This window comes from Acinetobacter sp. YH12152 (genome assembly GCF_013418285.1).
Classification (GTDB): Bacteria; Pseudomonadota; Gammaproteobacteria; order Pseudomonadales; family Moraxellaceae; genus Acinetobacter; species Acinetobacter amyesii.
Genome location: NZ_VPCH01000068.1, coordinates 1 through 12,340, shown reverse-complemented (window position 1 = coordinate 12,340; position 12,340 = coordinate 1). Strand labels below are relative to the sequence as shown.

The window sequence follows — 12,340 nt, the reverse complement described above, 5'->3', positions numbered from 1 at the left end:
TGGAAGCAGATGAAATATTATTGGCGAGATTTTCAAGTCATGACAGCTGATAAAATAGAGCAATGGGTGGAGAAAGTATCAAACCAATTCGGAAAAGAATACATGTTTACTTTTTAATGACAACTTAATCAAAAAAGTGATTTAAATATTTATCCTGTAGGAACTATTGAGGCAGTTCCTCATCGTCTTGCGAACAGGACAGAATATTCCTCACGATATTTTTATAAATATAATTCAGTAACAGGAATTTATCCCACCATATTGTCTTCTAAGGATAAAATTAATAATGGCCTTCAGGGCGGAGTGATTGTACAAAAAGTTCAAGCTGGCTCTCTAGCCAAAGGCGTTATTTTGCCGCAGGATATTATTATAAAAATGAATGATGATAATATTAATGATGTCAGTGCATTTGTTGAAAGTTCAAACTATTTAAGAGGAAACGTTGTAAAGTTTGAAATTCTGAGAAATGGACAGAAAATACCTTTAGAAATTAGTTTGAAACAATAATATTTGGCTGGAAGGTGGGACAATTGCACTTTTCATCCAATTTAAGTTTGGTGCTCTCTGAAAATATGTTTTTTCTTAAATTGATAAAAAGATCCGAATTGCAATAAACCCAAGCAAAACAGTTCAGAAATCCTCAACTTCCTGTCATACTACGCAGTCATCAAATGGATACTTTGAATAGAGGTAATGAGCGTGATTTCAGTAGGTATTGTCGGTGGTACAGGTTACACAGGTGTTGAATTACTGCGTATTTTACTGCGACACCCAAATGCGGAAGTGAAAGTTTTAACTTCGCGTACTGAAAATGGCCGCCGTGTGGATGATATGTTCCCAAGCTTGCGTGGACATACAGACCTTTGCTATTCAGATCTAAATATTGAAGAACTAAAACAATGTGACGTTGTATTTTTTGCGACGCCGCATGGTGTAGCAATGAAACACGCAGAAGAGTTAGTTGCTTCAAATACTAAAGTGATTGATCTTGCTGCTGATTTCCGTTTGCAAGACTTAGCTCAATTTGAAAAATGGTATGGCCTAGACCATGCATGTCCAGAGCTATTAAAAGATTCAGTTTATGGTTTGTCTGAATTAAACCGTGAAAAAATTCAAAAGGCTTCAGTGGTTGGTAACCCAGGTTGTTACCCAACAACTGTTCAGCTCGGTTTAGCGCCAGTATTAAAAGCTGAAGGATTAGTGAAACCTGAAAGCATTATTATTGATGCAAAATCAGGTGTGTCTGGTGCAGGTCGTAAAGCCAGCCTAGGTATGATCTATTCTGAAAATGCAGATAACTTTAAAGCTTATGGTGTAGCGGGTCACCGTCATCATCCTGAAATTGTAGAAGCCTTAGAAAATATTTCAGGTCAAAAAGGCGTATTTAACGAAATTTTATTCGTACCGCATTTGGTACCAATGATTCGTGGCATGCTGAGCACAATCTACATTGATTTGACAGACGCAGGTGCTTCTGCTGATTTACAAAGCTTATATGAACAGTTCTATGCCAATGAGCAGTTTGTAGATGTGATGCCTGCAGGAAGCTCACCTGAAACACGTACTGTGCGTGGTGCGAACCAATTACGTATTGCGATTTGCAAACCTCAGCCGAAAAAATTAGTGATTTTGGTGGCTCAAGACAACTTGGTGAAAGGTGCTGCAGGTCAAGCCGTACAAAATATGAACTTGATGTTTAGTTTTGCTGAAAATGCAGGACTTCAAGGCATTGGTTTATTACCATAAGAAACGATTTAAAACTTCACACACATTTAAAACTGGATTTAAATGTGTGCCTTGAGTGAACTAAAAATAAGAGATGACGATGTCGAATACAGAATCTAATTTCAAGTCAGAACCTGAAAACAGTGAAAAAACGCCTTTTATGAAGACGAATATGCCACTGGCGATTGGTGCAGTTGTACTTGCATTGAGCAGCGGTTTGCTCGGATATAGTATCGGTCATCGTCAGGGCTTAACAGTGGTCGGTTATGATGCAGATGCAGAGCAACTTGTTGATGTGGTGCAAAAGCAAAAAACTGAATTAGCAGGGCTAAATAAAAGTTTGAATGCGGCAATCCAAGAGCGTGATGTCGCTGTAAGTAATTCAAATGATTTATATTTGGCTGTTAAAAAAGCACGTGATGATCAAGAATTAACGGGTAATTTAGGTGTTTTGTATCGTGAAGTATTGCGCCAACGTGGTGGTATGCCTCTTGCAGTACAACATTTAGCGATTAAACCATTACCTGAAAATGCGTATGAATACCAACTTGATCTCGTTCAAGTTAGCCCATCAAAAAGTAATGTATCTGGAGGCGTTGAGCTGCGCCTAATTAAGGGTACAGAAGTACTTGCAGTGCCTTTAGAAGACAAAAACTTTAACTTTAGCGAAAGTGAACGACTCACTGGACGTTGGACCATGCCTAAAGGCTTTAGTCCAGACTTTATTGAAGTGCGTTTAAGCGGTTCTAAACCCGTTATTCGCCGTTTTAGCTGGTCGAAAGGTCAGCCTGTTGAAAATCAATCTGCCTTCCTTTCAGAAATTCCTCAAACTGAAGCAAGTGCAAACTAAGTGTGAAACCTAAATCCTATGCGAATCAATAAGCGTCAAACGTGTTTATCTGACATTAAAAATTCATTTTACCAATCTGGTTTAGTGGACTGGCATCTAAACCCGACTCTCAGCCAAGGTACGCAGGATGATGGTGATTCAGACATTCAAGTATTGACTGCGCCACCTGAGTTAAAGCGTCCTCCTATGTATGCTGTCGTTTTAATGAACGATGATTACACCCCAATGGACTTTGTAATTGAAATTTTACAACAATACTTTGCTTTGAATCTTGACCAAGCCACTCAAGTAATGCTAACTGTACATTATGAAGGAAAGGGTGTTGCAGGGGTTTATCCGCGAGACATCGCAGAGACTAAAGCAAATCAGGTCAATAATTACGCTCGGTCGCAAAGTCATCCATTACTTTGTCAGATTGAGCCAAAAGATTAATAAGGGGATTACATGCTCAGTCGTCAATTAGAAGTATCACTACGTTTGGCTGTCAGCATGGCTCGTCAAAAGAGACATGAATTTTTGACGGTAGAACATTTATTATTGGCTTTACTGGATAATGATTCCGCTGTTAATGCATTGAAAGCATGTGGCGCAGACATTATTGTGCTTCGCAAAGAACTTGAAGAATACGTAGAACAACATACCCCTAAGCTTGGCGAAAATAGCGATCAAGCGCCACATCCTACAGAAAGTTTTGATCGTATTTTGCAGCGTGCAATTTTCCATGTGCAATCGAGTGGTAATGACCGCACTGTAGAAGGTGCAGACATTTTAGTTGCGATGTATTCAGAGCGTGATTCATTTGCGGTGTATTTACTTAAACGCCATCAAATCAACCGTTTGACATTAACGCAGTATTTGTCTCATGGCACACGTAAAGACGAAGTCCAAGCCGAAGAAGAAATCGAAGAGCTCGATGGTGAAAACACCACGTCTTCAAATTCTGGCCCATTAGAGCTATATACGACCAATCTGAATGTTGAAGCTCAAAAAGGCAAAACAGATCCACTGATTGGTCGTGAAAAAGAGATTGAACGTACAGCTCAAATTCTATGCCGTCGCCGTAAAAATAACCCACTTTTGGTGGGTGATCCGGGTGTAGGTAAAACTTCGATTGCTGAAGGTTTGGCTTGGCTCATTGTAAATGGCAAAGCTCCTAAACCGCTTGAAAATGCAGAAGTATTTAGTTTAGACATTGGTGCTTTAGTTGCAGGAACTAAATACCGTGGTGATTTTGAAAAGCGTTTAAAACAACTGTTAAATGCATTGAAGAAAAAGCCCGAAGCTATTTTATTTATTGATGAAATTCATATGATCATCGGTGCAGGCTCAAGTATGGGCAGCACGATGGATGCATCGAACCTCATCAAACCAGCTTTGGCGAATGGTACTTTACGTTGTATCGGTTCAACGACTTTCCAAGAATACCGTCAAGTTTTTGAAAAAGATCATGCATTATCTCGTCGTTTCCAAAAAATTGATGTCAATGAACCATCTATTTCAGAAACGATTGATATTCTGCGTGGCTTAAAAGGCAAATTTGAAGAATTCCATCATGTGAAATACGAAGATCAAGCGTTGGTTTCTGCGGTTGAACTATCAGCGAAATTTATCAATGATCGTTTCTTACCTGATAAAGCCATTGATGTGATTGATGAAGCTGGTGCGCAGCGTCGTTTAAAAGCTGAGCAAGATGATACAGTCATTTCAGTTGAAAACATTGAAGATATCGTTTCGAAAATTGCGCGTATTCCACCGAAAACTGTCTCTAAAGATGACAAGAGCGTTCTTGAAAATCTTGAGCGTGATCTGAAACGTGTGGTGTTTGGTCAAGATGAAGCGATTGAAGCGCTTGCATCGGCGATTAAATTATCTCGTGCAGGTCTTAAAGCACCAGATAAGCCAGTGGGTAATTTTGTCTTTGCGGGTCCTACAGGTGTGGGTAAAACTGAAGTCACTAAGCAATTGGCAAAATTATTAGGCGTTGAACTTGTACGTTTCGATATGTCGGAATACATGGAACGTCATGCCGTATCTCGTTTAATTGGTGCGCCTCCGGGTTATGTAGGTTTTGATCAAGGTGGTTTGTTGACCGACGCGATTCATAAAAATCCGCATTGCGTACTTTTACTAGACGAAATTGAGAAAGCGCATCCAGATGTCTTTAATTTGTTATTACAAATTATGGATCATGGTTCATTAACGGATAACAATGGTCGTAAGTCTGACTTCCGTAACGTCGTGTTAGTGCTGACTACCAATATTGGTGCAGAATCAATTTCACGTGTGAGCATTGGTTTCATGGATCAAGATAACAGTAATGATAACCAAGACGCGATGAAAAAAGCCTTCTCTCCGGAGTTCCGTAACCGCTTAGATGGTGTTATTCAATTTAAAGCATTGCCAACAACTGTCATTGAAAGTGTGGTTGATAAGTTTTTAACAGAGCTTCAGGCACAGTTAGATGACAAAAAAGTGGTTCTTGAGGTTGACCAAGATGCACGCGAATGGATGGCAGAGCAAGGATACGATCGCTTGATGGGCGCTCGTCCAATGCAGCGTTTAATTCAAGAGCATTTGAAGAAACCGCTTGCTGAAATGATTTTGTTTGGCGAGCTTGCGGAACATGGCGGTAATGTTGGTGTTTCAGTGAAGAAAGAAAATGGCAAAGCTGTGGGCTTAAAACTCGAAGTGTTTGAAGACCAAACCGCTGAACCTGCTTAAGTAATTTAATTAACGAAAAACCCGTGCTTGCACGGGTTTTTTATATTTATTCGACGCTAGATTTGGGTTTCTCAATGATGGACATACCATTAACAAAAGTGCTGACCACATTTGGTTTATTTGCACTGACAGCATTGATGGAAATTTTAGGCTGTTACTTCCCATATTTGATTTTAAATCAGAAAAAATCGCAGTGGTTATGGATTCCAACAGCGCTTGCATTGGCTGCATTTGTTTGGTTATTGACGTTGCATCCAGCAGCTTCGGGTCGTATCTATGCAGCCTATGGCGGAATCTACATTTTCTCTGCATTGCTGTGGTTGCGTTTTGTCGATCACGTAGTTCTAACACGTTGGGATATGCTAGGTGGCGTCATTGTGTTGGTGGGCGCAGCTGTGATTGTATTACAGCCTCAAGGTTTAATTCGTTAAGTTAAACAATGCAAAAGTTAAACCAAGAGCTGTAAGAAATTAGATATTTATTTAAATTTGCACTCTGTATTTTTAATGATAATTTCGTATTGATTGCTACCCGAGCTTAGATCCATTTCAATTTTATATGGATTAACACGTTGAAATTGATGCTCGAATAGTAATTCACAGTTTTGGAGTGAATTATGCTTGATGAGTTGCTTCACCTTATGTTCACCGACTGATTGTTCAAATTGCGCAAAATCAGGGGTGGTGATAATACCATCAATTTCAATCTTATCCGCTTCAATTTCCATTTTTTCCATCAACATATTCTGATCAACTTGATAGGGAAGAGTGCGTGAATCTTCATCACTAATGGCAGCCAGTATTTCGTTTAAACCTGTTTTATTTTTAATTTTAAAATTGCTATCTAAAATCTGATTTTTCACCAAGTATTGATCTAATTCACTTGGTTCACCAGCAAAGCTAAAAGTAGATAAGCTCAATCCAAGAGCCAATAAGCAAATATTTCTTAAACGCATAATCTTAATCACTTATAAAAGTTATGGTTTTATTAAAGCATGCAAAAACAAAAAAAGCACCCGAAGGTGCTTTTTTATCTAAGTAAAACCTTAGTCTTTTTTAAGATTTTCGTTAATTAAGAATTCAACAAGTGCTTTTTGTGCATGTAAGCGATTTTCAGCTTCATCCCAAACCACAGCATTTTTGTGGTCAAGCATATTTTCAGAAATTTCTTCGCCACGATGCGCAGGTAAGCAGTGCATAAATAGGCAGTCAGCGTGAGCAAGATCCATCAGGCGTTCATTCACTTGATAATCAGCAAACGCTTTTTCACGAATTTTTTGCTCTTCTTCTTGGCCCATACTTGCCCAAACATCTGTAACGATTAAATCTGCATTAACTGCAGCATCTTCGGCAGAATCAACAAGTTCCACACAGTGTGCAAATTCAGATAAAAATTCTGCTTTAGGTTCATAGCCCTTAGGTGCAGCGATTTTTAATTTAAAGCCCCACATATGAGCCGCTTCAATATATGAGTTACACATATTGTTGCCATCACCAATCCAAGCAACCGTTTTACCTTCAATAGAACCACGGTGTTCAACAAATGTTTGAACATCGGCAAGTAATTGGCAAGGGTGGTGATCATCTGTTAATGCATTGATGACAGGAACTTTTGAATAAGAAGCAAAACGTTCAACAATGTCATGACCAAAAGTACGAATCATCACAATATCAAGCATGCTTGAAATCACACGTGCAGAATCTTCTACTGGCTCGCCACGACCTAATTGAGAGTCGCGAGATGAAAGGAAAATTGCGCTACCACCAAATTGGCTCATTCCTGCTTCAAACGATACACGTGTACGGGTGCTCGATTTCTCAAAAATCATGCCCATGACTTTACCAACGAAAGGTTGGAAAACTTCATTGTTATGCTGTTTGCGCTTGAGTTCGATACCGCGCTGTACAATTTGGTTAAGTTCTAAAGTCGATAAATCGCGTAAAGTTAGAAAGTGACGTAGAGCCATTGTTACTCCACAATAATTGCTGAATCAAAGAACAAAACAACAATTAGTTGTTGGTTGGTTAGAGAAAAAGGAATCGATTAATATACTATAAGAGAGGTAAATTGCAAAAAATCTAGCGCTTTTGGTGACCGTCTAGGAAACGATCGACGCAATAACTGATGTAATTGATTGTTTCTTGATCATTTTCATCAATGCTGATGCCCATGAGAACGCGCCATTCTAAATTACGCAGAATCCCAAAATAAAACTGAGCCGAAAACAGCGGGTTTTCACAATACAGCAAACCGTGTTGATGTGCTTGATATAAAATTTCGGCAACGGTGTTCTGAATTTGTTTCGGACCTTGCTCATGAATATAACGTGCTATTTCAGGATTACGTCCTGTTTGTTCTAAGACTAACCGCATAAATGCCGCATTTTCAGGCATCACGATATGCTGATGAAAGTCACTTAAAGTATTGATGAGATAAGCACGAATATCGGTGTCAGGGCTCACCGTAAATGGTAGGCAAATATCTTTGAAAAATAAGCAGCGACGATAGTCACAAATGGCCTTAAATAATCCGTCTTTATTACCAAAATATTTATAGATTGACGCTTTTGAACCACCTGCATGATTCACGATGTCATCTAATGAAACTGCATCAAAACCACGTTTTAAAAAAAGCTCCGTAGCACTTTCTAAAAGCGCAACACATCGTTCATGTCCGCGCCTCGTTTGTGGCTGGTCATGCGTTAGAGGTTCAATGTGTATTAAATCTTGCATAAAGTGATAATTTTTAACAAAAAAAGAGCTGATTTGACGATAATTATAGCAAAAAAATTAGTACTTTTCTGCTTTGCTTATAAATCAGAGATCTTTGACTAAAGAATAACAACAGATAGGTGACAAGTGAAATATTTGACTAAAGTTTTAGAGTTAATATTCTACAAAGCCATAGAGTTGGAAAAAAATATGGATATACTCAAACTTCGAAAATTAAAGTAAATGCCGTGGAAAGGAATATGACACAACAAACGTCTGCAGGCTTAAGATTTAGACAAGCATTGGAAGTAGAAAAACCATTACAAATCATTGGCACAGTAAATGCCTATGCAGCAATGATGGCAAAAGAAGTTGGCTATAAAGCCATATATTTATCTGGTGCAGGTGTTGCGAACTATTCTTATGGTTTACCTGACTTAGGCATGACCAGTTTAGACAATGTTTTGGAAGATGTTCGTCGTATTACTGAACGTGTAGATACGCCATTACTTGTCGATATCGATACAGGTTGGGGCGGTGCATTTAATATTGCCCGCAGTGTGAAGCAAATGATTGCAGCAGGTGCAGCAGCGGTTCATATTGAAGACCAAGTCGCACAAAAGCGTTGTGGTCACCGTCCGAACAAAGAAATCGTGTCACAACAAGAAATGGTTGACCGTATTAAAGCGGCTGTTGATGCAAAAACCGATTCAAACTTTGTGGTGATGGCGCGTACAGATGCATTACAAAAAGAAGGTTTGCAAGCAGTGATCGACCGTGCATGTGCCTGTGTAGAAGCAGGTGCAGATGCGATCTTTGCTGAAGCAATGACTGATATTACCATGTACAAAACTGTCTGCGATGCTGTTGGTGTCCCTGTACTGGCAAACATTACAGAGTTTGGTGATACCCCTTACTACACCAAAGAAGAACTAGGCGAGCAGGGTATTGCAATGGTGCTTTACCCATTATCACCAACACGTGCAATGCAAAAAGCGGCACTCGAAGTAATGCATGCGATCCGCAATGACGGTACACAAGTCAATGTACTGGATAAAATGCAACAACGAAAAGAACTCTATCAATTCCTCGATTATCACACTTTTGAAAACACCTTAGATAAATTGTTCACTGAAGGAAAATAAAAAATGGCTGAAGGAAAAGTACTCACGGGCGCAGGACTGCGCGGACAAGTAGCGGGTAAAACTGCACTTTCAACTGTAGGCAAAAGTGGTGCGGGCTTAACCTATCGTGGTTATGACGTTCAAGACTTGGCAGAAAACTGTCAGTTTGAAGAAGTCGCGTACCTGATTTTCTTTGGTGAATTGCCAACAACAGAACAACTAGCAGCATACAAAGCCAAACTCAAATCATTGCGTCAATTGCCGCAAGCATTGAAAGAAGTATTAGAACGTATTCCTGCTGACTCACACCCAATGGATGTGATGCGTACAGGCGTTTCAATGTTAGGTAACCTTGAAACTGAAAAATCATTCGATGAACAACAAGATGTTGCAGATCGTATTTTGGCAACGCTTCCTGCGATCATTTGCTACTGGTACCGTTTCAGCCATGATGGTGTACGTGTAGAAGAAAACACCGATGATGATTCAATCGGCGCTCAATTCCTACATTTACTGCGTGGCGAAAAACCAAATGAATTGCACGAGCAAGTGATGAACGTATCACTGATTTTGTATGCAGAGCATGAGTTTAACGCATCTACATTCACAGCGCGTGTATGTGCATCAACATTGTCAGATATGCATTCATGCATCACAGGTGCAATTGGTTCACTACGTGGCCCATTACATGGCGGTGCGAACGAAGCTGCGATGGAAATGATTGAAAACTGGACGTCTCCAGAAGAAGCTGAACGTGAAATGCTCGGCAAACTTGAGCGTAAAGAAAAGATCATGGGCTTTGGTCATGCGATCTATAAAGACAATGATCCACGTAATGGCATCATCAAAATTTGGTCTGAACGCCTAGCAAAAGACGTCGGTGATACTGTGCTTTATCCAGTATCAGTACGCTGTGAAGAAGTGATGTGGCGCGAGAAGAAATTGTTCTGTAATGCAGACTTCTTCCATGCATCTGCATACCATTTCATGGATATTGCAACCAAATTATTCACGCCAATCTTTGTGATGAGCCGTGTAACAGGTTGGGCAGCGCATGTGATGGAACAACGTGCGGACAACCGTATTATTCGCCCAAGCGCGGACTATACAGGCCCTGAACTGCGTAAAGTGGTGCCGATTGCAGAGCGTTCTGCGGCATAATTTTAAAGTGAAATAAAAAAGCCTCAAAAGAGGCTTTTTTATTATTTGTTAATTGAGTTAACAATCTATTTGGTTAATAAAACAGGATCTTCGACGCTATATCCCGTTTCAAATGGAATCCCTAGATATTTAACAGTCACTAAATAAAAAGGCTTTTGCACTACACGATAAGTTTTAGAGATTTTTAAACCTTCTTTATACGTCTCAGCCTTTTGTATGGCGCTTTTATACTGCGAATTTTTAATACGATATTGATAGGTCCATTTATCAATGGTTTCATTCGGGTCATACCAAGATTTTGCAGTGCCATTCATGGTCGTTAATAACTGTATTCGGGCATTATTGTTATTTACTGGTGTTAGTTTGGCTAAACGCTTTTTAATTTTCGCGATTTCTTTATCAAACTGGGCACTGTCTTGGTCGTAATCAATCCGTTTTGTCTTAGGATTAATATATAAAGACTTCACTGTAATTAATTGCGTCGGCTTTTGGCTATTTAATTGATAATAATATAATTGTGGTAAACGACCACGACCATCTTCAAAATGACGCATTAAATAGATTTTTTGGTCTTTTTTATCAAAACCTAAAACCTCAATGGTTTGAGGGCCGCCTACCGTCGCGAAAGCAGAGCAGGACAGTAGGGTGCTAATTGCGAATGCATTGAAATGACGTAGCTGCATTTTCTTGTCCTGATAAGTAAATTCCTCAATACAGTATGCGATGCAAAATGATATTTAAATATGAAGATTATGTATGTTTTATTCTGCATTTAAGATGTCTAATACACTGTGAGCAACATTTTCAGTTAACTGATCTAGGCGTTCTAAAGCCGTACCTAAAATAAAATAATGATAATTATAGATACGACGGTCATGTAAGATTGAAATATAAAATGTACCTTCGGGTTTTTCTACGGTTGCACTGCCACCAGGTTTGAGTAATCCAGTGCAGGCCACCACAAAGTCTGCATGTAAAAATAGTTGTTGTCCTTGCTCAGCCATCGCTTGAGTCACTTCTGCGGATTCGGCCGTAAATTTTTCTATTAGTAGAGGATCTACTTTTAAAATTTCACGCTTGATTGATGGATCATAGCTCACTAGTCCACCTAATAAGATATCTGCACCACTATTCTTATAAATTGAAAATTGACTACATAAATAACCAGAGCTTGCACTCTCGATAAACGCGATAGTCATGGATTTTTGTTCTAAAGCATCGCAACACTGTTTAAGCATGTGCTTACCCCAAAGTAGAATGGTGAATGATCATTAGTATTCTTAAAATTTTAGCATTGATTTCGCTCGCCTGTAATTTCACTAAAAGTCTAAGTTGGTACTGTGTGTTGTGGAATTCACGAAAATAGCGTGATTGTTTAGAAGCTGTACGAAAATATGAAATAAAGGTTTCTTCGGAAGGAAAACGATGTTAAAACTTAAAATAAAGAGCGTAACAAAAGTAGGTTTATTTCAATGAAAACGACTGTTAAATATGTAGTATTAAAAAGCCTAGACTATCAATTGGGCACGCCACTTTTTCAAGAAGAATTAGACGCAGATAGCCTGTATTTTGATCAAATTCCGGCTGTAATTCAGTATCAAAATCATCAATTCAAAGTGAAAAGCAAAGAGTTAAAGCGTGTTTATTTGGCGGAAGAAAATGAAGACATGCAAACCATTATTGTGAAAGTACTTGCCGTTTAATTTCGATCAATTTGTAGTATTAATAATACAGTTCTCATTGAGTTGGGAACTGTATTTTTGTATTTGCCTGATTCAAACTTTAGATAAGTCTAGATTCAAAAGGGATATGTATTTTTTAATGATCACTTGATCCATAGCTCTAGCTATTCGACCAACGGCTATTTAATCCCCGAGATATTATTGAGTATAATTTATTTGTTTTTTCATGGGGGAAGAAATAATAGATCTCTTTCATAAATCAAAAAACGATCTTCTTTTTGGTTAATATTTGCACTCCGGATTTCTTAGCATTCGTGCATAATCTGCGGATGAAATACATCGATTCAAACAAGCTTTCTGATCCTC

The 12,340-nt window shown here is 38.9% G+C and carries 14 protein-coding genes and 1 pseudogene; 10 read left to right on the top strand and 5 right to left on the bottom strand.

Annotated features, from left to right (window positions below; all coding sequences use genetic code 11):
• From FTU83_RS15725 to FTU83_RS15695, 7 genes and pseudogenes are all read left to right on the top strand, one after another.
• Nucleotides 1-117 (top strand): annotated as a pseudogene (locus FTU83_RS15725) (transposase); the annotation flags it as partial.
• Nucleotides 118-261: 144 nt separating this feature from the next.
• Nucleotides 262-507, top strand: a complete 246-nt coding sequence (locus FTU83_RS15720; RefSeq protein WP_180005568.1) for a PDZ domain-containing protein — start codon at nt 262-264, stop codon at nt 505-507.
• A gap of 186 nt (nt 508-693) precedes the next feature.
• Nucleotides 694-1,746, top strand: coding sequence for an N-acetyl-gamma-glutamyl-phosphate reductase (argC, locus tag FTU83_RS15715; RefSeq protein ID WP_180005567.1), 1,053 nt, complete (start codon nt 694-696; stop codon nt 1,744-1,746).
• 79 nt (nt 1,747-1,825) lie between these two features.
• Nucleotides 1,826-2,575 carry a hypothetical protein gene (locus FTU83_RS15710; RefSeq protein ID WP_180005566.1) on the top strand — a complete coding sequence of 250 codons (750 nt, stop codon included), beginning with the start codon at nt 1,826-1,828 and terminating at the stop codon, nt 2,573-2,575.
• A gap of 18 nt (nt 2,576-2,593) precedes the next feature.
• On the top strand, nt 2,594-3,007 hold the full coding sequence (clpS, locus tag FTU83_RS15705; RefSeq protein ID WP_180005565.1) for an ATP-dependent Clp protease adapter ClpS: 414 nt from the start codon (nt 2,594-2,596) through the stop codon (nt 3,005-3,007).
• Between the two features lie 12 nt (nt 3,008-3,019).
• Nucleotides 3,020-5,296, top strand: coding sequence for an ATP-dependent Clp protease ATP-binding subunit ClpA (gene clpA, locus FTU83_RS15700; protein WP_180005564.1), 2,277 nt, complete (start codon nt 3,020-3,022; stop codon nt 5,294-5,296).
• A gap of 77 nt (nt 5,297-5,373) precedes the next feature.
• A complete protein-coding gene (locus FTU83_RS15695) occupies nt 5,374-5,727 on the top strand; it encodes a YnfA family protein (protein WP_180005569.1) in 354 nt (117 codons plus the stop codon).
• Nucleotides 5,728-5,774: 47 nt separating this feature from the next.
• Here FTU83_RS15695 and FTU83_RS15690 read toward each other — a convergent pair whose 3' ends face one another.
• From FTU83_RS15690 to FTU83_RS15680, 3 genes are all read right to left on the bottom strand, one after another.
• Nucleotides 5,775-6,251: a hypothetical protein gene (locus FTU83_RS15690; RefSeq protein ID WP_180005563.1), complete on the bottom strand. Its 477-nt coding sequence runs from the start codon at nt 6,249-6,251 to the stop codon at nt 5,775-5,777.
• Between the two features lie 90 nt (nt 6,252-6,341).
• Complete coding sequence (gene argF / locus FTU83_RS15685; protein WP_078193464.1) at nt 6,342-7,262, bottom strand: ornithine carbamoyltransferase; 921 nt, start codon at nt 7,260-7,262, stop codon at nt 6,342-6,344.
• 112 nt (nt 7,263-7,374) lie between these two features.
• Nucleotides 7,375-8,028 carry a TetR/AcrR family transcriptional regulator gene (locus FTU83_RS15680; RefSeq protein ID WP_180005562.1) on the bottom strand — a complete coding sequence of 218 codons (654 nt, stop codon included), beginning with the start codon at nt 8,026-8,028 and terminating at the stop codon, nt 7,375-7,377.
• 239 nt (nt 8,029-8,267) lie between these two features.
• Between FTU83_RS15680 and prpB the strand changes: the two genes are divergently transcribed.
• Both prpB and prpC read left to right on the top strand, forming a co-directional pair.
• Nucleotides 8,268-9,152, top strand: coding sequence for a methylisocitrate lyase (gene prpB / locus FTU83_RS15675; protein WP_180005561.1), 885 nt, complete (start codon nt 8,268-8,270; stop codon nt 9,150-9,152).
• 3 nt (nt 9,153-9,155) lie between these two features.
• Nucleotides 9,156-10,292 (top strand): 2-methylcitrate synthase, encoded by a 1,137-nt coding sequence (prpC, locus tag FTU83_RS15670; protein WP_180005560.1) that lies wholly within the window; start codon nt 9,156-9,158, stop codon nt 10,290-10,292.
• Between the two features lie 65 nt (nt 10,293-10,357).
• Here prpC and FTU83_RS15665 read toward each other — a convergent pair whose 3' ends face one another.
• Both FTU83_RS15665 and FTU83_RS15660 read right to left on the bottom strand, forming a co-directional pair.
• Nucleotides 10,358-10,975 carry an aminotransferase gene (locus tag FTU83_RS15665; protein WP_180005559.1) on the bottom strand — a complete coding sequence of 206 codons (618 nt, stop codon included), beginning with the start codon at nt 10,973-10,975 and terminating at the stop codon, nt 10,358-10,360.
• A 78-nt stretch (nt 10,976-11,053) separates the two neighbouring features.
• Nucleotides 11,054-11,530, bottom strand: a complete 477-nt coding sequence (locus FTU83_RS15660) for a CinA family protein (protein ID WP_180005558.1) — start codon at nt 11,528-11,530, stop codon at nt 11,054-11,056.
• 234 nt (nt 11,531-11,764) lie between these two features.
• Here FTU83_RS15660 and FTU83_RS15655 point away from each other — a divergent pair, with 234 nt between their 5' ends.
• On the top strand, nt 11,765-11,995 hold the full coding sequence (locus FTU83_RS15655) for a hypothetical protein (RefSeq protein WP_078190858.1): 231 nt from the start codon (nt 11,765-11,767) through the stop codon (nt 11,993-11,995).
• Nucleotides 11,996-12,340: the final 345 nt, after the last annotated feature.

Bases quoted from the DNA above. Each gene is read 5' to 3' on its own strand.
- argC (WP_180005567.1), top strand. From the start codon at position 694: ATGAGCGTGATTTCAGTAGGTATTGTCGGTGGTACAGGTTACACAGGT.
- FTU83_RS15710 (WP_180005566.1), top strand. From the start codon at position 1,826: ATGTCGAATACAGAATCTAATTTCAAGTCAGAACCTGAAAACAGTGAA.
- clpS (WP_180005565.1), top strand. From the start codon at position 2,594: ATGCGAATCAATAAGCGTCAAACGTGTTTATCTGACATTAAAAATTCA.
- clpA (WP_180005564.1), top strand. From the start codon at position 3,020: ATGCTCAGTCGTCAATTAGAAGTATCACTACGTTTGGCTGTCAGCATG.
- FTU83_RS15695 (WP_180005569.1), top strand. From the start codon at position 5,374: ATGGACATACCATTAACAAAAGTGCTGACCACATTTGGTTTATTTGCA.
- FTU83_RS15690 (WP_180005563.1), bottom strand. From the start codon at position 6,251: ATGCGTTTAAGAAATATTTGCTTATTGGCTCTTGGATTGAGCTTATCT.
- argF (WP_078193464.1), bottom strand. From the start codon at position 7,262: ATGGCTCTACGTCACTTTCTAACTTTACGCGATTTATCGACTTTAGAA.
- FTU83_RS15680 (WP_180005562.1), bottom strand. From the start codon at position 8,028: ATGCAAGATTTAATACACATTGAACCTCTAACGCATGACCAGCCACAA.
- prpB (WP_180005561.1), top strand. From the start codon at position 8,268: ATGACACAACAAACGTCTGCAGGCTTAAGATTTAGACAAGCATTGGAA.
- prpC (WP_180005560.1), top strand. From the start codon at position 9,156: ATGGCTGAAGGAAAAGTACTCACGGGCGCAGGACTGCGCGGACAAGTA.
- FTU83_RS15665 (WP_180005559.1), bottom strand. From the start codon at position 10,975: ATGCAGCTACGTCATTTCAATGCATTCGCAATTAGCACCCTACTGTCC.
- FTU83_RS15660 (WP_180005558.1), bottom strand. From the start codon at position 11,530: ATGCTTAAACAGTGTTGCGATGCTTTAGAACAAAAATCCATGACTATC.
- FTU83_RS15655 (WP_078190858.1), top strand. From the start codon at position 11,765: ATGAAAACGACTGTTAAATATGTAGTATTAAAAAGCCTAGACTATCAA.